Genomic DNA, 20,979 nt, shown 5'->3' with positions numbered 1-20,979 from the left:
CAACAGATGCAACAAACGTTGATGCAAATGGCGATGGCGAACCTGATGATGCTACGGTAACAGATTTCTCTAGCTCTTCAAGTATTTCTTTAGAAAAAACGTCAACTTTTAATGATGCTAACGGAAACGGATTTGCAGATGTAAATGAGACTATCACATACGGATTTAAAGTAACTAACACTGGAAACGTAACACTTACAAATATTTCAATCTCAGATGCATTAGTATCTGTAACAGGAAGTCTTGCAAGTTTAGCACCAGGCGCTAGTGATTCTTCAACATTCACTGCTACTTATACGATTACACAATCAGATATAGATTCAGGAAGTGTAACAAATCAAGCAACAGTAACCGGAACAGATCCTGAAGGAACTTCAGTTTCAGATCTTTCAGATGATCCAACAGATGCAACAAACGTTGATGCAAATGGCGATGGCGAACCTGATGATGCTACGGTAACAGATTTCTCTAGCTCTTCAAGTATGAGTTTAGAAAAAACAGCAACCTTTAATGATGTTAACGGAAACGGATTTGCAGATGTAAATGAGACAATCACTTACGGCTTTAAAGTGACTAACACTGGAAATGTAACACTTACAAATATTTCAATCTCAGATGCATTAGTATCTGTAACAGGAAGTCTTGCAAGTTTAGCACCAGGCGCCAGTGATTCTACAACGTTCACTGCAACTTATACCATTACACAATTAGATATAGATTCAGGAAGTGTAACAAATCAAGCAACAGTAACCGGAACAGATCCTGAAGGAGATTCAGTTTCAGATCTTTCAGATGATCCAACAGATGCAACAAACGTTGATGCAAATGGCGATGGTGAACCTGATGATGCTACGGTAACAGGATTCTCTAGCTCTTCAAGTATGAGTTTAGAAAAAACGGGAACGTTTAATGATGTTAACGGAAACGGATTTACCGATGCAGGTGAGACAATCACTTACGGATTTAAAGTGACTAACACCGGAAACGTAACACTTACAAATATTTCAATCTCAGATGCATTAGTATCTGTAACAGGAAGTCTTGCAAGTTTAGCACCAGGCGCTAGTGATTCTACAACGTTCACTGCTACTTATACCATTACACAATCAGATGTAGATTCAGGAAGTGTAAGTAACCAAGCAACAGTAACAGGAACAGATCCTGAAGGAACTTCAGTTTCAGATCTTTCAGATGATCCAACAGATGCAACAAACGTTGATGCAAATGGAGATGGCGAACCTGATGATGCTACGGTAACAGAATTCTCAGGTTCAAACGGCGGTATCAGTTTAGAAAAAACAGCAACATTTAATGATGCTAACGGAAACGGATTTACAGAAGCAGGTGAAACAATCACATACGGATTTGTAGTAAAAAACATGGGAAATGTAACACTTACAAATATTTCAATCTCAGATCCATTAGTATCTGTAACAGGAAGTCTTGCAAGTTTAGCACCAGGCGCTAGTGATTCTACAACGTTCACTGCTACTTATACCATTACACAAGCAGATGTAAATTCTGGACGTGTAACAAATCAAGCAACAGTAACAGGAAACGATCCTGCAGGAGATTCAGTTTCAGATCTTTCAGATGATCCAACAGATGCAACAAACATTGATGCAAATGGCGATGGTGAACCTGATGATGCTACGGTAACAGTATTTAATACGAATTCAGCAATTAGCTTATTAAAAGAAGGAACTTATAATAAAGTAACTAAAGCTATCACTTATGTGTTTACTGTTAAAAATACAGGTAGTGTTACTTTAACTAATATTACAATAGAAGATCCTTTATTAGGAGGAACTTTAGATAGTAGTATAGCAAGTTTAGAACCAGGAGAAAGTGATAATACAACTTTCGTTATCTCTTATTCTGTAGTTCAAGATGATTTAGATTTAGGATATGTTATCAATACAGCACTTGCTGTGGCAGATGATGCTCAAGGAAACACTATATATGATACTTCAGGAACTGATTTTGATAATGATGATGTAACAGACACTGATTTAGATATTACGCCTCCTGATGCTTACGATGATGAAGCTGAAACAACATTAGATGAATCTGTAAGTATTCCAATTTTAGATAATGATGTAGCTTATGATACAGAGTTAATTTGTTCTACTATTCAAGTTGTCGATCAGCCACAATATGGTACAGTAGAAGTAACTGCAGACTGTGAAGTTATTTACACTCCAGATCCTAATATTAAATATACAGGAGATGATTACTTTACTTACATGGTTCAAGATGGAAATGGTAGATGGACTAATGAAGCTACAGTTACTATATCAATATCTGGATTATTTATACCTAACGTTATAACTCCAAACAAAGATGGAGATAATGACACTTTTGAGATTATAGGTTTAGAATTCTATAATAAAGCTCAGGTATTAATTTTTAATAGATGGGGTAATGAAGTTTATAGAAATTCTGATTACTCTAACAGTAACGGTTTCTCAGGAGAAGGCTTAAATAAAGGGACATATTATTACCATATAAAACTAACCGACAAACAAGGTGGAGTTAAAGGGTATGACGGATGGCTTTATATAAAAGAATAATTATAAAATAAGATTATTAATAAAGAAGTTCATAAACGAATGAAAAAAGAATATTATTTGCTAATGTTATTAACTTTGGTGCTTTTTAAAGCACCAAAGTTAAGAGCGCAACAAGAAATTCAGTTTACACAGTATATTTTTAACACATTAAGTGTAAACCCAGCTTATGCAGGTTATAAAGATCAGTGGTTTGCTCAAGTTGGACTGCGAAATCAATGGGCCGGTTTAGATGGGGCACCACAAACAGGCCAAGTATCTATTGATGGAATTGTATCTGAAGATACAAGAAATGTTGGAGTAGGATTACAAGTTACTTCAGATCAATTAGGACCACAAAAAGCAACAACTATTTATGGTAACTATGCATATCGTCTTAGATTAAATGATGAAGATACACAGCGTTTAAGTTTTGGTATTGGTGCAGGAATTGGTAGTTACGGACTAGATGGTTCTATGTTTTCTGCTGTAAACGGAAGCGATGCTGATTTATATAATACCAATGAAACAGTCTGGAAATGGAATATTAGATTAGGTGTTTATTATTACAGTCCGAAATGGTACGCAGGGGTTTCTTTCATGAATATTTTAGAAGATACCGAAAACTATCTTTTTGGAACAGACGACACATATTATAATATCGATCAAAATAAGCACATGTATTTTATTGCAGGAGCACTTTTTGATATGAATTCATATTTGAAATTAAAACCAAGTATTCTTGTTAAAGAAGATTTTAAAGGAACAACTAGTTTAGATATTAATGGAATGTTAATATTTAATGACAAATTTTGGTTTGGAGCTAGCTACAGAACAGGTATTTCTTTATGGGATAAAGACTATGTAGATTATAGTGAAAGCTTAAAGTCTACTAATGCAATATCTGGAATCGTTCAGTTTTATGTAAATGATAAATTACGTATTGGATATTCTTATGATTATATGCTGAATACTTTAGGTAATTCCGAGAATGGTTCTCACGAACTTACTTTAGGATATACCTTCTCATCGAGTTCTAAAAGATTGATTAGTCCAAGATTCTTTTAAAACGTTTACCAATAGATTTTAAATTGATTAAAATGAAAATATACGCAATCCTTTTATTGAGTTTAATGAGCTTAATGTCTGTGCAAGCACAAGAGCAGCCCAGTAACCGAAAAAAAGCAAATGAATACTTTAATAGTTATCAATACGGAAAAGCTATTCTTATCTATCAAAAACTTACAGATGTACCAAGACCTAAGTTGAAAGACATGGAGCAATTGGCATATTCTTACAGTCAAGTGAATGATTATGAGCTTTCTTCTAACTGGTATTCTAGAATAGTAGATTATCCTAATAGTGATCCTGAAAACTTGTTGTTATATGCAACAACGTTAAAACAAACGGCGCGTTATGCAGAAGCTAAAAAAGCTTTACAAGACTATATTAAAGCCGAAGGAAGTAATGAAGATGTAGCTGTACAAATAGCAGGTTGTGATGCTGCTATAAAATGGATGGCAAATCCGTTAGATTACAAAATTAAAAATGAAAAAGAAGTAAATACTCCACTTTCAGAATTTGGTGCTTATCCTTTAGATAATGAAGTTTATTACACAGGAGAAGAACAAAGCTCTGATAAGCCAAAAACATTAAGTTGGACTGGAGCTTCTTTTTTAAAGATATTTAAAGCAGATATAGATAGTTTAAATATTGGACTTAGTAATCCAACATCTGAAGATCTTGTTTTTAATAAAGGAAACCATAAATTTCATGTTGGTCCTATAACAAGTAATAAGTCAGGTAATGTGTTTTATGTAACTCGTACATATTCTGGAAAAGATGGTCAGAAAACAAAAAAAGGGAATGTAAAATACAAAACAAATAGATTAGAGTTATACATCTATACAAAAGTAAGCGACGGTTGGGAAGCAGAACCTTTTGTTTACAATAATGTAAAAAAATATTCTATTGGACATGCTACTTTAAGTACAGACGAACAAACATTATACTACGTGTCTGACATGGAAGGTAGTATTGGTGGTTCAGATATTTGGTACTCAGAAAAACAAGCTGATGGAAGTTGGGGAGAACCTATAAATGCAGGAAATGCTATAAATGGTTCTAAAAATGAAATGTTTCCTAACATTGCACCTAACGGAACACTTTACTTTTCAAGTAATAGTTTTGTTGGCTTAGGTGGTTTAGATATCTTTAAGGCTGAAGGTTCTAGAGATACATGGACTAACTTAGAAAATCTTAAGTATCCTGTAAACAGTGGAGGAGACGATTTTGCTTACGTGATTAACTACGAGAAAGAAAAAAAATCAAAAGGATTTTTCTCTTCTAATAGATCAGGAGGTATAGGAAAAGATGATATCTATTCATTTAATTATGAAATACCAGAACTGGTTGTTGTCTTAGAAGGTATTACTTATGAAGGAGAAACTACAGAGAAACAATTATCTGATGTTAAAGTGAGTTTATTCTCTAAAGATAGAGAGCTTATCGCACAAAAAACAAGCGGATATGAAGGCGACTTTAGTTTTACAGTGACTCCGGGATCAGAATTTAAAATATTAAGTCAGAAACAAAAATTTTATTCAGATTCACTTACAGTTAACACGACTACTGATATTAAAAATGATACCATTAGAGTTGCGCTACATTTAAAACCATTATTTGAAGTAGGTAAGAAATTTGTTTTAGATGGAATTTATTATAATTTCGATAAGTACAACATTAGAACAGATGCACAGGTTGTATTAAATGAAATGATTAGAATAATGAGAGATAATCCATCATTAAAAATTGAATTATCAGCTCATACAGATAGTCGAGGAGCAGACGATTACAATATGGATTTATCACAAAAAAGAGCACAATCTGCAGTAGATTATTTAGTAAGTAAAGGTATTGCTAGAGATCGAATGGAAGCTAAAGGATATGGCGAAACACAATTGGTTAACGATTGTTCAAACGGTGTTAAATGTTCTAGAGAATTACATCAAAAAAATAGACGAACAGAGGTGAAAGTATTATCATATTAATATTTTTTATCTAATTTTTAATCCCCCTAAAGCGTTACAATTAACTTTTTAGGGGGATTTTTATTTCTTCTAGTTCTCACTACAAAAAGACGTATTATACTCTTAATTTATACATTTTATTTCAATAGCATAAAAAAACAGACAGTATTACGCTTTTAATGTGTAACTATTTCTATCATCATTCATATTAAATATAACTGTTTTTTTTTAAATCCAAGACAATATCTTTTGTTTTGGATTTTTTATGTTTTAAAAGTAAATAAATTGTTAGGAAATTATTTTTTAACGTCTACTTATAAAGTATTTTGTATCAATACCAACTAAACCTTCCATCATTTATTATATGAAAATTCATTGTCAAGAAAATTTAAACGAAATAAAGTGCGTATTGCATCAATTATCAGAAGCACAATACCAATCGTCTTCTAATACCATGTTTGGAGCAACTATTGGTCAGCATGTAAGACATATTTTAGAGTTTTATAAATGTGCACTTCATGGTTTGAAGACAAAAATTATTAATTACGATAATAGAAAAAGGAATCTTTTAATTGAAACAGATACACAATATGCCATTCAAATTATTGATGAAATTAATAACGATTTAAATCAAATTAAAGGCGATAGTCTTTTAGTTCTTGAAGGCGATTTTTCTACAGAAGATGGTGAAAAAATTAAAATTCAAACTTCGTTTTTAAGAGAATTAGCATATTGTTTAGAGCACAGTATACATCATCAAGCATTAATAAAGGTCGGATTGTTAGCACTAAATAGCATGTCTTTTATAGACGATACTTTTGGATTGGCACCAGCAACTATAAGATATAGAAAACAATGTGCACAGTAACTTATATTCCGCAACCAGATGGATTTGTTTTAACTTCTAATAGAGATGAAAAAACAAAGCGCCCTACATTAGCTCCAGAAGTGTATACCATAAATAATACCAGAGCTGTTTTTCCTAAAGATAAACAAGCAGGAGGTACTTGGATTGTCGGAAACGAAAAAGGAACATGTATTGTATTGCTAAATGGGGCATTCGAGAATCATGAGAAAAAAGAAAATTACAGAAAAAGTAGAGGAGCCATTTTATTAGAGATTTTAGCAGCAGAAGATGTTCTAAATTATTTTAGTGAAATAGATTTAACCAATATTGAACCTTTTACTTTAATTGTGGCTAAGCACAATATGTTAACCGAATTAAAATGGGACTCCAGACATAAATATCGTATTAATCATGAGGTTTCAGTACCTTTTATTTGGTCTTCTGCAACACTTTATAATCGAGAACAACGGGATTTAAGAAAACAATGGTTTAAAGATTTTATTCAAAAAGAAAACAAAATAGATGATGTTAGTATTCTAAAGTTTCATAATCATACACAGCCTACAAACAGTGAATATGGTTTAGTTATTAATCGAGATGATATTTTGACAACGGTAAGTATAAGTCAGCTAATTTTTAAAAACAACACTATTAAAATGACTTATATAGATAAAGTTAATAATTCACCTATTAAAGAAGTTTCATTGTGATTAAAATAAAAAACACATTACATAAATTGATACATTGGGAATATTGGAATACCTATATTTTGTATTTTCCTATCTATTTTTATTGGATATATTTAAGCATAAAAGCACGTTCTTTAGGTTTTTTTAATGCGAGTAACCCGAGAATTATTAATGGTGGATTTGCGATGGAAAGTAAAAAGGAAATTTACGATCTTATTCCAAATCAATATATACCAGAAACACTACTTTTTAAATCAGGAACGACTTTAAATGCTATAAAAGCAGAATTGAAAAAGACAAGTATCTCGTTTCCATTAATTATTAAGCCAGATATAGGATTACAAGGGTTGCGTGTAGAAAAAATTGATACGTGGCATGATTTAGGCGTTTATTTAGATAAGGTGAATTACGATTTTTTAATTCAAGAATTTATCGATTATTCTCTTGAGATTGGCTTGTTTTATTACCGCATGCCATTTGAAACTGAAGGTGTTATTTCGGGAATTGTGCATAAAGATTTCTTAGTTGTAAAAGGAAATGGAAAACATACCATTACAGAACTTATACATGCAAATCCAAGATTTTTATTGCAATTAAAAACATTAAAAAAGAAATATGGGGATTTTTTAGAATCTATATTACCGGAAGACGAGCTATTTAATTTGGTTCCATTTGGTAACCATGTAAGAGGTAGTAAATTTACAGATGTTAGCGATTGGGCAAACGATAGATTAACAAAAACATTTGATACCATTTGTAAACAAATTCCAGATTTTCATTTTGGAAGGTTAGATATAAAATTCCATTCTCGAGAAGATCTAGAAGCAGGGCAAAATTTTTCTATAATAGAACTTAATGGTGCAGGGAGTGAACCTACACATATTTACGATCCTAAACATTCTATCTTTTTTGCATGGAAAGAAATCATTAAGCATTACAAAATTTTATATACCATAAGTACACATAATTTAAAAACGGGAAGCCGATATTTAACCTTTTCAGAATCTATAAAAATGATTAAAGGGAATAATTTACTAAGAAAAAATTTAAAACTTTTAAGCTAGTATTTTGGAATTAATTACAAAGCATTTATCAAACAGAAAACCATTTTGGCTAGGCTTTTTTATAAGCTTTTTAGGGTCTTTACCATTAAGTTATCTTAATGTTATTGCTTTACAATTATTGATTGATAAAGGCTCTACAAATACTTTCTTATTTGTATTAGGAATTGTTATTATTGAGTTTTTTGTAATGTGCACTATTAGCCGTTTTGCAAAATGGTTGGTTAAACAAAAAACATTACTAGTCTTTATAGATGTATTTACAATACTATTTCTTTTAGGAATTGCGTCTTACTTATTTTTAACATTAAATAGTACAACAAGTTTCTCTTTAAAAGATGTTATGCAATTTAAATATGCCATAGTCTTAGGTTTGTTATTAAACAGTTTAAATGTTGTACAATGGCCATATTGGTCTGGCGTTTATTTATATCTATTTCGTACTAATAAGTTAGCCGAAACTAAAAGTGCTAACATGGTTTTTATTCCAGGAGCATTATTAGGGACGTGTTCCGGTATGTTAACTTTTGCTTATGTTGGTAAATTTATTTTTGAAGATAATATTGCAGCTTTTAGTCCATATCTCAATCTTTTTATTGCACTCTTGTTCTTCGTTTTAGGCCTTATTCAATTGATTCAATTTTCAGTAAAACAATATAAGATTAAGAAGGTGTAATTTGCTTGTTCAGTGCAATTAAGGAGTGTTTTTGTTAAAACACTAAATTCACATTCGTTTTTAATAAAAAAACTAGATACTATGTTTAAAAATATTCTTCTTTTATTCTTTTTTATGACTTGTAAAAATCCTAATTCTGAAGTGAATACACCAATTTATAATTTAAAAGAACCATCTCAAGTATGGGAAATGCCTAAGAAATTAGTTGAAATTTCAGGAATTTCAGTTTTAAATTTTCCACAGATTTTAAGTATTAATGATGAAGAAGGTAAGTTGTATGAATATAATTTAGAGACCGAAAAGGTAGTAGATAGTTATAAGTTTGGTAAAGATGGTGATTATGAAGATATAGCTATAATTGAAGATGTTGTGTATGTTTTGAAATCTAACGGAACTATTTATGAAATTAAAAATTTTAAAAAGAAGCCAAAAGTTAAGAAACACAAAACCTTTTTAAGTGCCAAGGAAGATGCCGAAGGATTGTTTTTTGATAAAGAAAATAATAGATTGTTAATAGCCTGTAAAGCAGAAGTAGAAATTGATAAAGAAGATAAAAATGTAATCTATGCTTTTAATTTAGACACAAATACTTTAAACAAAACACCAGCATATATTATACCTAAAAAGGATTTTAGATTTAAAGATAAGAAACATCATTTTGCACCAAGTGGTTTAGCTATTAATCCTAAAACGCATACTTTATTCGTTATTTCTACTGTTGGTAAATTAATGGTTGAAATGAGCTTGGAAGGCGTTATTTTAAATAAATATTCTTTGGATTATCCGCTTTTTAAACAACCAGAAGGGATTTTCTTTTCAGAAAATGGAGACTTGTATATTTCTAATGAAGGGCGAAAAGGAAAAGGAAATGTTTTACAATTCAATTATATAAAATAAAAATAGTAATTAGTTTAAGTTTTTTCTTTCGACTAACATAGAAATTACCCAATGAAAAAAGCATTTTACTTTATGCCAGATATTAGTGGTTTTTCTGAATTTGTAAACACCACAGAAATTGAACATAGTATTCATATTATTTCAGAATTATTAGAAATTTTAATAGATACTAACCCAATCAATTTTAAATTGATAGAGGTTGAGGGAGATGCCTTGTTTATGTACACAACGCAACATGTTTTGTTTGACGATATTGTAAACCAAACACAAAAAATGATACAGGCGTTTCATGCACATACTAAAATGTATGAGCGTAAACGAATTTGTAACTGTGGCGCGTGCAGAACTACAAATAATTTAGAATTAAAGTTTGTTGTTCATCATGGAGATTTAAACTTTATTAAGGTAAAAGATATTGTTAAACCTTATGGTAAAGATGTTATAAAAGCACACAGATTATTAAAAAATAATGTGCTTTTAAACGAATATTTACTTATTTCTAGTGCTGTATATAATTTATATAAAAACAAGATCGGAACCGAATGGAAATCGTTAACCGAAATATATGATAAAGAAGAAATAACATATTTCTACACAAACTTAAATCATATAAAAAATGAACTTGCATTTAAAGAAAAGGAAATCCAAGAAGAGAAATCTGTAATTCCTATACAAAGTATTCAGAAAACTATGGGTACAGATATAGACACTCTTTATTTGTTAATAAGCGATCTTAAATATAGGCATTTATGGGATGACAGTGTTAAACGTATAGAATTCGATGAAAATAAAATTAACAGAATAGGAACACAACATCATTGCGTTTTACAATTTGGGAAACTAAATTTTGAAACGATTTCAGAAAAATCTAAGGACAGCCTTATTTATGGAGAAAAAACTAAAGATATGATGTTTGTTAGAGATTTTCATTACGTGATTCGTCTTGATAAAATAAATGATTCTAATACAAATTTAAGTCTAGATTTATTTTTAGAATTTAACTTTATCGGAAATATTATGAAACATAGTATTTTAATAATGATTGAAAAAATGTGGAATAAAAAACTAGAAAAATTAAATCAAATTGCCATCAATCGCGTATTCGAAAATCAATTTTTTTAAAGATTAATCGTCCAGAGAATCAATTTTCTTATTAATTAGAATACTTTATTTATGCTTTACAGAAGCACTTAAAATTATGAACAAAAACAATACTTTACTTTCGCTATCTGGAGAATTATTACTTAACGTAAAGCTTAAAAAAGAGACGACAGAATTAGAACAAAAATTAAACAATCTGTCTCTAATAGAATTATCTGCTTTATTGGCAACAGATAAAGAAAAGAAAACATTCTGGATTAATATTTACAATGCCTATTACCAAATATTAGCCAGTCGTTCTAATGTGCAAGGCAAGCATATTTTTAAAGAAAAGGAGATTAGCATTGCAGACACTGTTTTTAGTTTAGATGATATTGAACATGGTATTTTAAGAAAATATAGATGGAAAAAAAGTTTAGGGTATTTACCTAATCTTTTTACGTCCGCCTTAATTAGAAATTTAGCAGTAAAAGAAATTGATTATCGCATTCATTTTGCTTTAAATTGTGGCGCTAAAAGTTGCCCACCAATAGCTTTTTATACTTTCGAAAAATTAAACCAACAATTAGATGATGCGATGTATGCATTCTTGTCTTCAGAAACAATTATAGACACTGTTAATAAGACTGTAAAAACATCTAAACTACTATTCTGGTATCATGGAGACTTTGGAGGAGTAAAAGGTATTAAAAGTATATTAAAAACCGTTTTACAAGTAGAAATCACGACTTATAATCTTGAATATAATCCTTATAGTTGGGAATCTCATTTGGCAAATTATGTTTGATTAGAGGCTGAAAACAAAAAAGCTTTGCAAATACTGCAAAGCTTTTTTATTAATTTAATCTTAGAAAGAGATAATTTCAAATATATCTAAATCAAATTTTATTTTAATTGATAATGATTAGTCACATTTAATTTATCGTCAAACTCATATAAATGAGGAACTCCTGTTTTTACTTCAACTTTATCAATATCTTCTATAGCGATGTGTTCAATATACTCTATTAGGGCTCTTAGAGAATTACCGTGAGCAGAAACAAGTACCGTTTTTCCTTTTGCTAACTCAGGAGCTATGGCTTCAAAGAAATAGTTAATAACACGTTTAGAGGTGTCTTTCAAAGATTCTCCTAAGGGTAAAATTGTAGGGTCTATTAGTTTGTAATCGGCATCAAATTTAGGGTTTCTTTTATCTTCCGGATTTAAACTTGGTGGTGGTGTATCATAACCTCTTCTTACTTTTAAAAATAAATCTTCTCCAACGCCTTTAAGGACTTCGTCTTTGTTTTTACCTTGCCAATCTCCGTAATGTCTCTCGTTTAATTTCCAACTATAATGGCAGTCTGTATGCATTAAATTTGCAGTTTCTAAAATAAGCCATTGCGTACGAATAGCTCTTTTTAGATAAGAAGAGAAACATACATCGATATCTAAATGATTAGATTTAATGAGTTCTCCTGCTTTTTTAGCTTCTTCAATACCTTCAGAAGCCAAGTCTACATTTGTCCATCCTGTAAAAACATTTTTCACATTCCATAGACTTTTTCCGTGTCTTACTAATATCAATTTTCCCATTTTGATTTCTTTTTTAGTACTATAAAATTAGTTAAAAATATATAGTTTTTTGCATGTTTTAACGTTAGTTTATGCTATAAAAATAGGTGTTTCTTTCTATTTATAAAGGATGATAATTCGTGTTAAATTCTGAAGATTAATCAGAGTATTTATTTTTTTTTATAAAAAAAAATCCAGTAATATATAAATTCATATTACCGGATTTAATGATTTATATTTATTTGTCTTATTCTGTAAATTCTACAATATAAGCAGATACAATTACTTTAACTTTAGTAACAAAAGGGAAAAAAGATTGTTTTAATTCTACAGTTTCGTTTATTACGGCTTTAGAACTTCCAATAATATCTGCGTTTTCAAGCATATTAGATTTTGCTTTAGCTATTAATCCGTTTTTCTTAAGACCTCCAAAACCTAAAACATATCGGGCTTCAGATTCTCCTTGTACTCTTTCAATAATTTTGTAATTGTTTTTTGTTAAAACAACTTCTGTTGTATTGTTGTTTTGATTGGAAACCAATCCGCTATGTACAGCGCAACTAGATAGAGAAGTCATACTTAATACAATAATTGCTACTTTAATAAATTTATTCATTTTACTTAATTTTAGTCTTGCCTTACCTTGTTTTATGGATTTGTCAGGTCAAAGTCTTATCCATTATTATGCAAGTAAAATTAAATTTAAGTAGAAGATTTTTATTACTGTATTCCGTACTTTTAGAAAAAAAACATTTAAAATATGTAGTTATAAAGATGTCGATTATGATACACGAGTTATTGGGTATTTAAAACTTTAGTTCTGCTAGACAACAAGAAGAGGAATTACAGTTTTATTATGTAGATTAATAACAGACATTATCTCATAAACCTTGATCTGATCTATAATAAGATTTATGTGATACTGCCATTATTTACTTAGTGCTTTTAGTATGCGTTCTTCATTAATTATAATATCTCTAAACAGTACATGAGGAAATTCTGTGTATTTTGAAGTTTTAAAAGATTCAAAAATATTAGATAAAGTTGATGCAGTTATGAGAGATAGATTCATCTCTGTATCCATTTCGCAGTCTGTTATAAAATCGTCACTATATTCTGGAGCAATTAATAAAATTTTTACGATTCTTAAATTATTTTTAAGGGCTAGATTTTGATATGATTTTAATTGTCTAGAGACGGTACTAAACTTATTGTATCCACGTTCTTTACTCGTCTTACATTCTACAATAATAACTTCTTCATTGCCTAAGTTTATAAGGATGTCAATCATATCCTTTTTTGTGTTTAATTCATTTTTAAACACATTATCTACATTGAATCCTAATCCTTTAAAAATTACTTCTGTTAGCTCTTCAAACTTTAATCCTAATTCACTTTCTTTAATTGTAATTCCATTTTCTTTTAATAGATTTAAATTTCGATAAGCAACGTTTTCATAGTTTTCTAAATATAAATTTTCAACATCTTTATAATGTTCTAGAATATTTAAAATATCATCACCGCGCTGTTTTACGCCATTGTCTTTAATAAACTGAGTAAGATCTTTTTTTGTAATTAAGTCTAAAATATCTCTTGGTTTAATATTGTAATCTAATAAGAAATCTGCTTTTAAAACAAATTCATCTTGTAATTCGAACTGATCTTTTAATTGCTTATTTAATGTTGGTAGAGATAAATTTAGTTCACAGAGTAATTTATCATAACCGTCTAATGAAATACCTACTTTTTCATCTTTTTCAACATTTTCAAAATGGTCGATTAAACTAGATATTTTGTCTTCTAAAACACTTCCTTTAAGATTCTCTAAATTTAATCCTTTTTCACAAAGCTCATTTAGAGTCTTTTTTTTATCGGTTAAAGAGCTTCCTTGTTTATAGATATGATCAAGGAGCAAGTTTGTAAATGGAACTCCTTCTTTTATAATTCCTTCAACCTTTTGTGAATATGTAAGTTTTCTGTCAATATTATGATCTCTGCATATTTGATTTATTATAGGTTCTCGAAGTAATTTAAGTGTTCTTCTATAAAATTTTTCAGCAACTTCCTTTTCTCTTATTTTTCTTAATAATCTAACTATTTCGTCTGCAACATAAATGGTGTTTTCTTTATTAGAATAAAATATGACTCCAATATTTTTTAATCCTTTTATAACTTCTAGAATATCAAGTTTTTTTATTGGTAAGATTGAGTAATTAATTAGTTTTACTTCTTCCTGAGAAAGGCCAAGTTGCTTCTCTAGTGTTAAAATTATAGATAATTCATCAGACGTTATTTTAGAATCTCTATTATTATCTACATCATTATAATATGCAGTACTTAAGCATGATTTATAAATAGTATAATCACGTTTTCTAGTTGGACTCAATTCAGATTTATCATCTTTAAAATCAGAATTAAGTATTTTTATTCTATTTTTTAGTTGTTTAATTTCTGTTTCATATAACCTAGAAAACCAGTCTTGTTTCATTATGCAATTTCCATCTCTTATAATTATATCAATTAAAATATCTAATTGAGATGTGATTTCTTGAAATTCACATTTTATATAATTTTTAAATTCCGCTTCTATTAAATTGAATATCTTAGATATATTTTGATTGTCAACAGACTTTAAACCTTTTTCTGTACTACTTAAAATTTTATCTATTTCCTTATTATGCTTAGGGTTTTTAGATATTATATTATCGATTATTTTGATGAAGGAGTTTTTTTCAATTGAACCTAGTTTATCTAATATCTTCTCTAATTTCATTTGGGGAGTTTATTATCTATTAATAGAATGTTGTATAATTACAAACTAAAATTACTATTTAAATTCAAAAGAACATTACTGTTACCCGTAAATGTTTGATTTTTTGATGTTTATTTTGTTTTTTTACTGGTGTTTCTAAACTGTATTTACTTTATAAATACAGTATTTTTTACAATCATATATTTTGTAATTGGATCTAATGTTTTTCTGTTTCTGGATGTAATCTACTCTAATCAGGATTCTATTACCTGACAATGAAACGAACATTTAGAATAGATAAAAGTCATGCAAATATAATGTCCAGCTTTTATATATAGATTAAATTAGTTTAAAGAATACTCTAAATAAACTGGTAAATGATCTGATAAGCCTCTAGCTATTTCTAAATTAGAGCAGGTGTTAACAAAATCTATAGCACCAGAATGTATTGGGATTATATTTTTAGAATAGTAGATATTATCAATATGGTGATTTAAATAATTCCCGTTTTTACACTTTGTTTTTAAAGTTGTTTTCGTATTGTTTAGTGCGGGGTTAAATCCGCGATTGTATAAATTATCCCAAACTTCATGTGTTTCATTTAGATTAAAATCACCTAAAATTAATATGTTATCAGAATTTAGTCTTGTTGAATACTCTTTTAAGAAAATAATTTCTTGTTCCGGATTATCATCAAACTTTCTAGAGTGGAAGTTTATCACGTAAAATGGTTCTGTATTATTTTTTAATTGAAATTTGCCTATAAACGGTTCTCTAAAACATACGTCTTCTAATTCCGAATCTAGATAAGCCCGATTAGTTAGTTTTACTTTAGAGGTTTTCCATAAGAAAGCATAGCGTTCGCTAATATAAACCGAAGGACTTTTTGTAGGATCGCTTATCCGATAATCCCATTTAGAATCCATTCTATTTAATTCGTCAGCAATTTTAGCAACAGCTTGTGCTCCGGCAGGATCTTTAGCAACGACTTCTTGTATGGCTACAATGTCAAAATCTTTAAGAATCTTAGCTATTTTAAGTATTTCCTGAGCGTCTTTAGTACGTCCTAAATCTCTGATATTCCACGAGGCAATTTTTAAGGATTTAGTTTTTCCTTTAGTAAGTAAAATTTCTGTATTTATTGTACTGTTATTACTTACTAAAGTAGTTTTTGTTTTATTATTAGATGTAAAAGATGTTGTTATTACAACTAAAAAAAAGATTAAAAGAGAGGTAGGTTTATGCTTCATAGATAAGTGTGAAATAAATACCAATTGTATCATTTATTAGAACAAAATATTGAATTATCTTCTGTTAGTACTAGAAATGATTTGTCTACTAAATCTAAAGGGATTTACATTTTAAGGATTAAGAATCCATTTTTTTTATTTAGAAAAGGCACACATATATAAAACGCCTAAAAAAGATAATATTGCTATCTGTTTTAGACGTTTTATAGTATTAAAATATCTTATATTTTTATACTATTGATACTGTTAGCCTTCATTAGAAGGTTTTCCTATGGTGGCTAAAATACCACCATCTACATATACCACATGTCCGTTAACAAAATCACTAGCTTTAGAGCTTAAAAAAATGGTTGCACCTTGTAAATCTTCTGGATTTCCCCATCTTGCTGCAGGTGTTCTGCTAATAATAAAATCATTAAAAGGATGTCCTTCTACTCGAATAGGAGCAGTCTGAGATGTTGCAAAATAACCAGGACCAATACCATTAACCTGAATGTTATGTTTTGCCCATTCTGTAGCCATATTCTGCGTTAACATTTTTAATCCGCCTTTTGCAGCAGCATAAGCACCAACGTTAGCTCGTCCCAATTCACTCATCATAGAACAAATGTTAATCACTTTTCCTTGGTTACGTTGTATCATGTTTTTTACCACGTGTTTAGATACAATAAAAGGACTCACTAAATCTATATTAACCACAGCTTTAAAATCGGCTACCTCCATGTCTATAAGTGGTGTACGTTTTATAATACCGGCGTTATTAATTAAAATATCTATAGGGCCAACTTCTATTTCTATTTTAGAAATTGCAGAAATAACTTCAGCTTCTTCTGTAACATTAAATTTATAGCCTACTGCTTTTATTCCTTCGGCTTTACATTCTGAAACAGCTTTGTCTATTTTATCTTGCGAAGAATTACCATTTATAATAATTGTAGCACCTGCAAGTCCTAAACCTTTAGCCATAGCTAAACCTAAACCATGTGTGCTTCCTGTAATTAAAGCTATTTTGTTTTCTACATTAAATAAATCTAAACTCATTGGAAAATTATTTTAATTATTTCTTTCGCGTTTTAACTGGTGTATAAACTTATTATAAAATATTGAATTGATTAATTATAAATAAAAAAATATGATTAATTTCTGTTTGTTATAATTTAAGAATCATTAAGAAGTGTTGTTTTCGTGGGACTTTATGAGCTTGTCCATATTAACAGAATATGTTTTTTAATATTAAGATAGGAGAGTAGTTACTTATAAAAAAGGCACCATTTCAATACTTTGAAATGGTGCCTTTTTTATGGATGTATTTTTTTAGGTAAACTTATCTTAAAATAATTTTTTGTACTAAATCTTTACCTAATTCTTCATTAAGCATAGTAATTATTTTAGATTTCCCGTAGCTTAATTCTTCTCTTAATACGCTAGAACTTAATTGTACATAAAGCGTGTCGCGCTCTAAACTTATAGCCGTAGTGTAATTGTTAACGCCATTTCCCATTAGCTTTGTCCAAGCATCGCGTACGTTTACTTTGTCTAAACCACGTTCTAATTTATTGGTTTCTACAAATTCTTTTAAGACGTCTGATATGCTTAGGTTTTCGTTATTACGTTTCGCCATAATTATAAGTTTAAAGGAATATATCGTTTGTAAATATATACGTTTTGATGTTGATTTACGACTTTTAATTTGTCGTTATTTAATTCTAAAATAGTCTCTTTCCAATCCGAAAAAGGGGTTTGGTAATGTACTTTTAAACTATCGTTTTCTGTAATAATTTTAATCTGTTCCTTAACCGCTACAGGCATATATTTATTGTCAGAATCTGTTTTCATTTTTTGTCTGTAGCCAGAAAGACTATCATTTATTTCAAAAAAATCTACCGTTTCATTTATTTTATAAACGTGAGATGTTCCATCTGCTTTTATAACTTCTTCAATTTCCCAATAGCCATTTAAATTTGAAATCTTTATGTCTGAAGATTTTGAGCAGCTGCTTAAAATAATTAAGCTAAAAATTACAATAATCTGTTTCATAATAATAAGAATTTATGCGCCAATATTAAAAATCTGATAGGATTGACGTACTTGTTTTATAGCATTTTCTGTTCGGTCTGCATGAGTATCGCTAATAAATAACTGACCGAAATCTGAGTTATCTACTAATTTAATAATTTGTCCTACGCGTTGCTCATCTAATTTATCAAAAATATCATCTAATAATAAAATAGGATTTACACCACTTTGGGCCTTTATAAAGTCGAATTGTGCTAGTTTTAAAGCTATTAAAAATGATTTTTGTTGTCCCTGACTCCCAAATTTTTTAATAGGAAAGCCATCAATTTCAAATAATAAATCATCTTTATGTATTCCGGTAGACGTGTATTGTACCGCTCTGTCTTTATTTATACTTTGTTCTAAAAGTTGTTTTAAATCGCCATTAAATAAATCGCTTTTATAATTTAAATCTACAGGTTCTTGGTTATTACTAATAACCTTGTGTCTAGCCTTAAAAATAGGAATAAAAACATCTAAGAAAGCTTTTCTTTTTTCAAAAATACTAGCTCCAAAATCGTTTAGTTGTTGGTTGTAAACATCTAAAGTATCTTGATTAAAAGTATGATTTAATGCAAAATATTTTAACAATGCATTACGTTGCGATATGGTTTTATTATAACTAATTAAATCGTTTAAATAAGCTTTATCACTTTGCGATATTACACTATCCATAAATTTTCTACGCGTTTCGCTACCTTCTATAATTAAATCTCGGTCTGCAGGAGAAATCATTACTAAGGGTATAAAACCAATATGGTCACTAAACTTATCGTATGCTTTTGCATTTCGTTTAATTACCTTTTTTTGTCCATTCTTTAAGCTAACAACAATTTTCTCTGGAGTATCATGCTTTATAAAATCTCCTTGTACAACAAAAAAGTCTTCATTGTGTCTAATATTTTGCGATGCGATAGGGTTAAAGTAGCTTTTTCCGAAAGATAAATGATAAATAGCGTCTAATATGTTTGTTTTTCCTACTCCATTTTGTCCTACAAAACAATTAATTTTGTCGTCGAACTCAAAAGATTCACTTTCAAAATTTTTGTAATTAATTAGAGATAAGGATTTTAGGATCATATAAAGAGAGGTGTGCGTATATTTAAAATCAACGTTTATAAAGTCTCGCAAATTATTGAAAAATAACAAATAAATAACCTTTTATTTCTGCGGAAATATTTTATTTTTGCGACCGAATAATATAGAATATATGGCAACTTATAAAAAGAGAGGTTACAAACCCTCTACGAAACCAGAAGAAGTAGAAAACGATATAGAAAATTTCGAAAATGTTGAAGAAAACTCAACAACAGCAGAGGTTTTTAATACGTTAGACGAAACCGCTTCTAAAACTGAAGACTGGGTAGCTAGTAATCAAAAATATATTTTTGTAATTATTGGTGTCGTTGCTGTCGTAGTATTGGGATATTTAGGTTACAATGAATTTGTAGCTCAACCTCAAGAAAACGAAGCAATGAACGATATGTCTCAAGCTAAAGTTTATTTTAACGAAGCTGTAAACGGGACAGAAAAAGATTCGCTTTACACTTTAGCATTAAACGGTGGTGAAGGTAAATATGGTATGTTAGATATCATTGAAAACCATAGCGGTACGCCTGCAGCAAATTTAGCAGAGTATTATGCTGGTATGGCTTACTTAAACCTGAAAGATTATAAAAACGCAATAGACTATTTAGGAGATTTTTCTAGCGAAGACGAAGCTTTAGCACCTTTAGCAAAAGGAGCAATTGGAGATGCTTTTGTTCAGTTAAATCAATTAGATGATGCTTTAGATTATTATAAGCAAGCGGCGAAAATTAGTACGAACGAATTCACTACGCCAATGTATTTAAATAAATCTGGATTGATTGCTTTAGAATTAGGTAAAGCTGCTGAAGCTTTAGGTTATTTTGAAACTATTAAAAATGATTATCCAACTTCTACCGAAGCAACAACTGTAGATGTATTTATTGGTAAGGCGCAAGTGTTAGCAAATAAATAAAGATGGCAACAGTTAATAAAAATTTATCCGATTACGATAAAACAACACTCCCAGACGCGACTAATTTTCGGTTTGGGATTGTTGTTTCTGAATGGAACGACACAATTACTGAAGGGCTTTATAAAGGTGCTTACGATACTTTAATTGAAAACGGCGTAGACCCGGTGAATCTTAAACGTTGGAATGTACCAGGAAGTTTTGAATTGATTTACGGTTGTAAAAAAATGCAAGAACAAATGGTAGATGCTGTAATTGCAATAGGAAGTGTAATTCAGGGAGAAACAAAACATTTCGATTTTGTTTGTGAAGGTGTTACTCAAGGATTAAAAGACTTAAACGTAATTCACGATGTACCAGTTATTTTTTGTTTATTAACAGATAATAATATACAACAATCTAGAGATCGTTCTGGAGGTGTACATGGTAACAAAGGGACCGAAGCGGCAGTTGCTGCTATTAAAATGGCAGAATTGCGTAACATTTCGTAACCTTAGTATACTTTAAAATATTAAAAACT

The 20,979-nt window shown here is 29.7% G+C and carries 21 protein-coding genes and 1 pseudogene; 13 read left to right on the top strand and 9 right to left on the bottom strand.

All coding sequences use genetic code 11. The features are described 5' to 3' along the window. Positions 1-83: 83 nt before the first annotated feature. Positions 84-182 (top strand): annotated as a pseudogene (locus GQR95_RS17165) (hypothetical protein); the annotation flags it as partial. 155 nt (positions 183-337) lie between these two features. Here GQR95_RS17165 and GQR95_RS16070 read toward each other — a convergent pair. After that, positions 338-556, bottom strand: a complete 219-nt coding sequence (locus GQR95_RS16070; protein WP_159024099.1) for a hypothetical protein — start codon at positions 554-556, stop codon at positions 338-340. Between the two features lie 13 nt (positions 557-569). Between GQR95_RS16070 and GQR95_RS16065 the strand changes: the two genes are divergently transcribed. From GQR95_RS16065 to GQR95_RS16020, 10 genes are all read left to right on the top strand, one after another. After that, on the top strand, positions 570-2,573 hold the full coding sequence (locus GQR95_RS16065) for a gliding motility-associated C-terminal domain-containing protein (protein WP_159024098.1): 2,004 nt from the start codon (positions 570-572) through the stop codon (positions 2,571-2,573). Between the two features lie 39 nt (positions 2,574-2,612). After that, on the top strand, positions 2,613-3,617 hold the full coding sequence (locus tag GQR95_RS16060) for a type IX secretion system membrane protein PorP/SprF (protein WP_159024097.1): 1,005 nt from the start codon (positions 2,613-2,615) through the stop codon (positions 3,615-3,617). A gap of 32 nt (positions 3,618-3,649) precedes the next feature. After that, positions 3,650-5,599 (top strand): OmpA family protein, encoded by a 1,950-nt coding sequence (locus GQR95_RS16055; RefSeq protein ID WP_199269619.1) that lies wholly within the window; start codon positions 3,650-3,652, stop codon positions 5,597-5,599. Between the two features lie 343 nt (positions 5,600-5,942). After that, positions 5,943-6,446 carry a DinB family protein gene (locus GQR95_RS16050; protein WP_159024095.1) on the top strand — a complete coding sequence of 168 codons (504 nt, stop codon included), beginning with the start codon at positions 5,943-5,945 and terminating at the stop codon, positions 6,444-6,446. Then, positions 6,434-7,135, top strand: coding sequence for an NRDE family protein (locus GQR95_RS16045; protein ID WP_159024094.1), 702 nt, complete (start codon positions 6,434-6,436; stop codon positions 7,133-7,135). The genes GQR95_RS16050 and GQR95_RS16045 overlap by 13 nt, the downstream gene beginning before the upstream one ends. Beyond that, positions 7,132-8,178, top strand: coding sequence for a D-alanine--D-alanine ligase (locus GQR95_RS16040; RefSeq protein ID WP_233265955.1), 1,047 nt, complete (start codon positions 7,132-7,134; stop codon positions 8,176-8,178). The genes GQR95_RS16045 and GQR95_RS16040 overlap by 4 nt, the downstream gene beginning before the upstream one ends. Positions 8,179-8,182: 4 nt before the next feature. Further along, positions 8,183-8,851 (top strand): hypothetical protein, encoded by a 669-nt coding sequence (locus GQR95_RS16035; RefSeq protein ID WP_159024093.1) that lies wholly within the window; start codon positions 8,183-8,185, stop codon positions 8,849-8,851. Between the two features lie 81 nt (positions 8,852-8,932). Next, entirely contained in the window at positions 8,933-9,748 is an 816-nt protein-coding gene (locus GQR95_RS16030; protein WP_159024092.1) for an SdiA-regulated domain-containing protein, read from the top strand. 51 nt (positions 9,749-9,799) lie between these two features. Further along, entirely contained in the window at positions 9,800-10,870 is a 1,071-nt protein-coding gene (locus GQR95_RS16025; RefSeq protein ID WP_159024091.1) for a DUF2652 domain-containing protein, read from the top strand. Between the two features lie 76 nt (positions 10,871-10,946). Beyond that, positions 10,947-11,636 (top strand): DUF547 domain-containing protein, encoded by a 690-nt coding sequence (locus tag GQR95_RS16020; protein ID WP_159024090.1) that lies wholly within the window; start codon positions 10,947-10,949, stop codon positions 11,634-11,636. Positions 11,637-11,734: 98 nt separating this feature from the next. Here GQR95_RS16020 and GQR95_RS16015 read toward each other — a convergent pair whose 3' ends face one another. The 8 genes from GQR95_RS16015 to GQR95_RS15980 all read right to left on the bottom strand — a co-directional run bounded on the left by GQR95_RS16015 (position 11,735) and on the right by GQR95_RS15980 (position 19,540). Continuing rightward, complete coding sequence (locus GQR95_RS16015; RefSeq protein WP_159024089.1) at positions 11,735-12,424, bottom strand: 2,3-diphosphoglycerate-dependent phosphoglycerate mutase; 690 nt, start codon at positions 12,422-12,424, stop codon at positions 11,735-11,737. A 226-nt stretch (positions 12,425-12,650) separates the two neighbouring features. Continuing rightward, positions 12,651-13,019 carry a DUF6567 family protein gene (locus GQR95_RS16010; protein WP_233265954.1) on the bottom strand — a complete coding sequence of 123 codons (369 nt, stop codon included), beginning with the start codon at positions 13,017-13,019 and terminating at the stop codon, positions 12,651-12,653. A 312-nt stretch (positions 13,020-13,331) separates the two neighbouring features. After that, positions 13,332-15,176 (bottom strand): hypothetical protein, encoded by a 1,845-nt coding sequence (locus GQR95_RS16005; protein ID WP_159024088.1) that lies wholly within the window; start codon positions 15,174-15,176, stop codon positions 13,332-13,334. Positions 15,177-15,499: 323 nt separating this feature from the next. Beyond that, entirely contained in the window at positions 15,500-16,405 is a 906-nt protein-coding gene (locus GQR95_RS16000) for an endonuclease/exonuclease/phosphatase family protein (protein WP_233265953.1), read from the bottom strand. A 246-nt stretch (positions 16,406-16,651) separates the two neighbouring features. Beyond that, entirely contained in the window at positions 16,652-17,446 is a 795-nt protein-coding gene (locus tag GQR95_RS15995) for a gluconate 5-dehydrogenase (RefSeq protein ID WP_159024087.1), read from the bottom strand. A 283-nt stretch (positions 17,447-17,729) separates the two neighbouring features. Next, positions 17,730-18,026 carry a DUF721 domain-containing protein gene (locus tag GQR95_RS15990; RefSeq protein WP_159024086.1) on the bottom strand — a complete coding sequence of 99 codons (297 nt, stop codon included), beginning with the start codon at positions 18,024-18,026 and terminating at the stop codon, positions 17,730-17,732. 2 nt (positions 18,027-18,028) lie between these two features. Beyond that, positions 18,029-18,442: a lipocalin family protein gene (locus GQR95_RS15985; RefSeq protein WP_159024085.1), complete on the bottom strand. Its 414-nt coding sequence runs from the start codon at positions 18,440-18,442 to the stop codon at positions 18,029-18,031. 12 nt (positions 18,443-18,454) lie between these two features. Further along, positions 18,455-19,540: a DNA replication/repair protein RecF gene (locus GQR95_RS15980; RefSeq protein ID WP_159024084.1), complete on the bottom strand. Its 1,086-nt coding sequence runs from the start codon at positions 19,538-19,540 to the stop codon at positions 18,455-18,457. Between the two features lie 130 nt (positions 19,541-19,670). On the opposite strand from GQR95_RS15980, the gene GQR95_RS15975 reads away from it, so the two are divergent. Together GQR95_RS15975 and ribH are read left to right on the top strand one after the other, a co-directional pair. Further along, positions 19,671-20,462, top strand: coding sequence for a tol-pal system YbgF family protein (locus GQR95_RS15975; protein ID WP_159024083.1), 792 nt, complete (start codon positions 19,671-19,673; stop codon positions 20,460-20,462). A 2-nt stretch (positions 20,463-20,464) separates the two neighbouring features. Next, positions 20,465-20,950, top strand: coding sequence for a 6,7-dimethyl-8-ribityllumazine synthase (ribH, locus tag GQR95_RS15970; RefSeq protein ID WP_159024082.1), 486 nt, complete (start codon positions 20,465-20,467; stop codon positions 20,948-20,950). Positions 20,951-20,979 lie beyond the last annotated feature (29 nt).

This window comes from Formosa sp. L2A11 (assembly GCF_009796865.1).
GTDB lineage: Bacteria > Bacteroidota > Bacteroidia > Flavobacteriales > Flavobacteriaceae > Formosa.
Note: the sequence above shows the minus strand (reverse complement) of the source record. Positions and strands in the feature narration are given on the sequence as shown.

What these genes read in the sequence shown, in the direction of transcription:
- GQR95_RS16030 (WP_159024092.1), top strand. Translation starts at nt 8,933, where the DNA reads ATGTTTAAAAATATTCTTCTTTTATTCTTTTTTATGACTTGTAAAAAT.
- GQR95_RS15985 (WP_159024085.1), bottom strand. Translation starts at nt 18,442, where the DNA reads ATGAAACAGATTATTGTAATTTTTAGCTTAATTATTTTAAGCAGCTGC.
- GQR95_RS16025 (WP_159024091.1), top strand. Translation starts at nt 9,800, where the DNA reads ATGAAAAAAGCATTTTACTTTATGCCAGATATTAGTGGTTTTTCTGAA.
- GQR95_RS16050 (WP_159024095.1), top strand. Translation starts at nt 5,943, where the DNA reads ATGAAAATTCATTGTCAAGAAAATTTAAACGAAATAAAGTGCGTATTG.
- GQR95_RS16055 (WP_199269619.1), top strand. Translation starts at nt 3,650, where the DNA reads ATGAAAATATACGCAATCCTTTTATTGAGTTTAATGAGCTTAATGTCT.
- GQR95_RS16000 (WP_233265953.1), bottom strand. Translation starts at nt 16,405, where the DNA reads ATGAAGCATAAACCTACCTCTCTTTTAATCTTTTTTTTAGTTGTAATA.
- GQR95_RS16010 (WP_233265954.1), bottom strand. Translation starts at nt 13,019, where the DNA reads ATGAATAAATTTATTAAAGTAGCAATTATTGTATTAAGTATGACTTCT.
- GQR95_RS15975 (WP_159024083.1), top strand. Translation starts at nt 19,671, where the DNA reads ATGGCAACTTATAAAAAGAGAGGTTACAAACCCTCTACGAAACCAGAA.
- GQR95_RS16020 (WP_159024090.1), top strand. Translation starts at nt 10,947, where the DNA reads ATGAACAAAAACAATACTTTACTTTCGCTATCTGGAGAATTATTACTT.
- GQR95_RS16060 (WP_159024097.1), top strand. Translation starts at nt 2,613, where the DNA reads ATGAAAAAAGAATATTATTTGCTAATGTTATTAACTTTGGTGCTTTTT.
- GQR95_RS15980 (WP_159024084.1), bottom strand. Translation starts at nt 19,540, where the DNA reads ATGATCCTAAAATCCTTATCTCTAATTAATTACAAAAATTTTGAAAGT.
- GQR95_RS16015 (WP_159024089.1), bottom strand. Translation starts at nt 12,424, where the DNA reads ATGGGAAAATTGATATTAGTAAGACACGGAAAAAGTCTATGGAATGTG.
- ribH (WP_159024082.1), top strand. Translation starts at nt 20,465, where the DNA reads ATGGCAACAGTTAATAAAAATTTATCCGATTACGATAAAACAACACTC.
- GQR95_RS16005 (WP_159024088.1), bottom strand. Translation starts at nt 15,176, where the DNA reads ATGAAATTAGAGAAGATATTAGATAAACTAGGTTCAATTGAAAAAAAC.
- GQR95_RS16045 (WP_159024094.1), top strand. Translation starts at nt 6,434, where the DNA reads ATGTGCACAGTAACTTATATTCCGCAACCAGATGGATTTGTTTTAACT.
- GQR95_RS15995 (WP_159024087.1), bottom strand. Translation starts at nt 17,446, where the DNA reads ATGAGTTTAGATTTATTTAATGTAGAAAACAAAATAGCTTTAATTACA.
- GQR95_RS15990 (WP_159024086.1), bottom strand. Translation starts at nt 18,026, where the DNA reads ATGGCGAAACGTAATAACGAAAACCTAAGCATATCAGACGTCTTAAAA.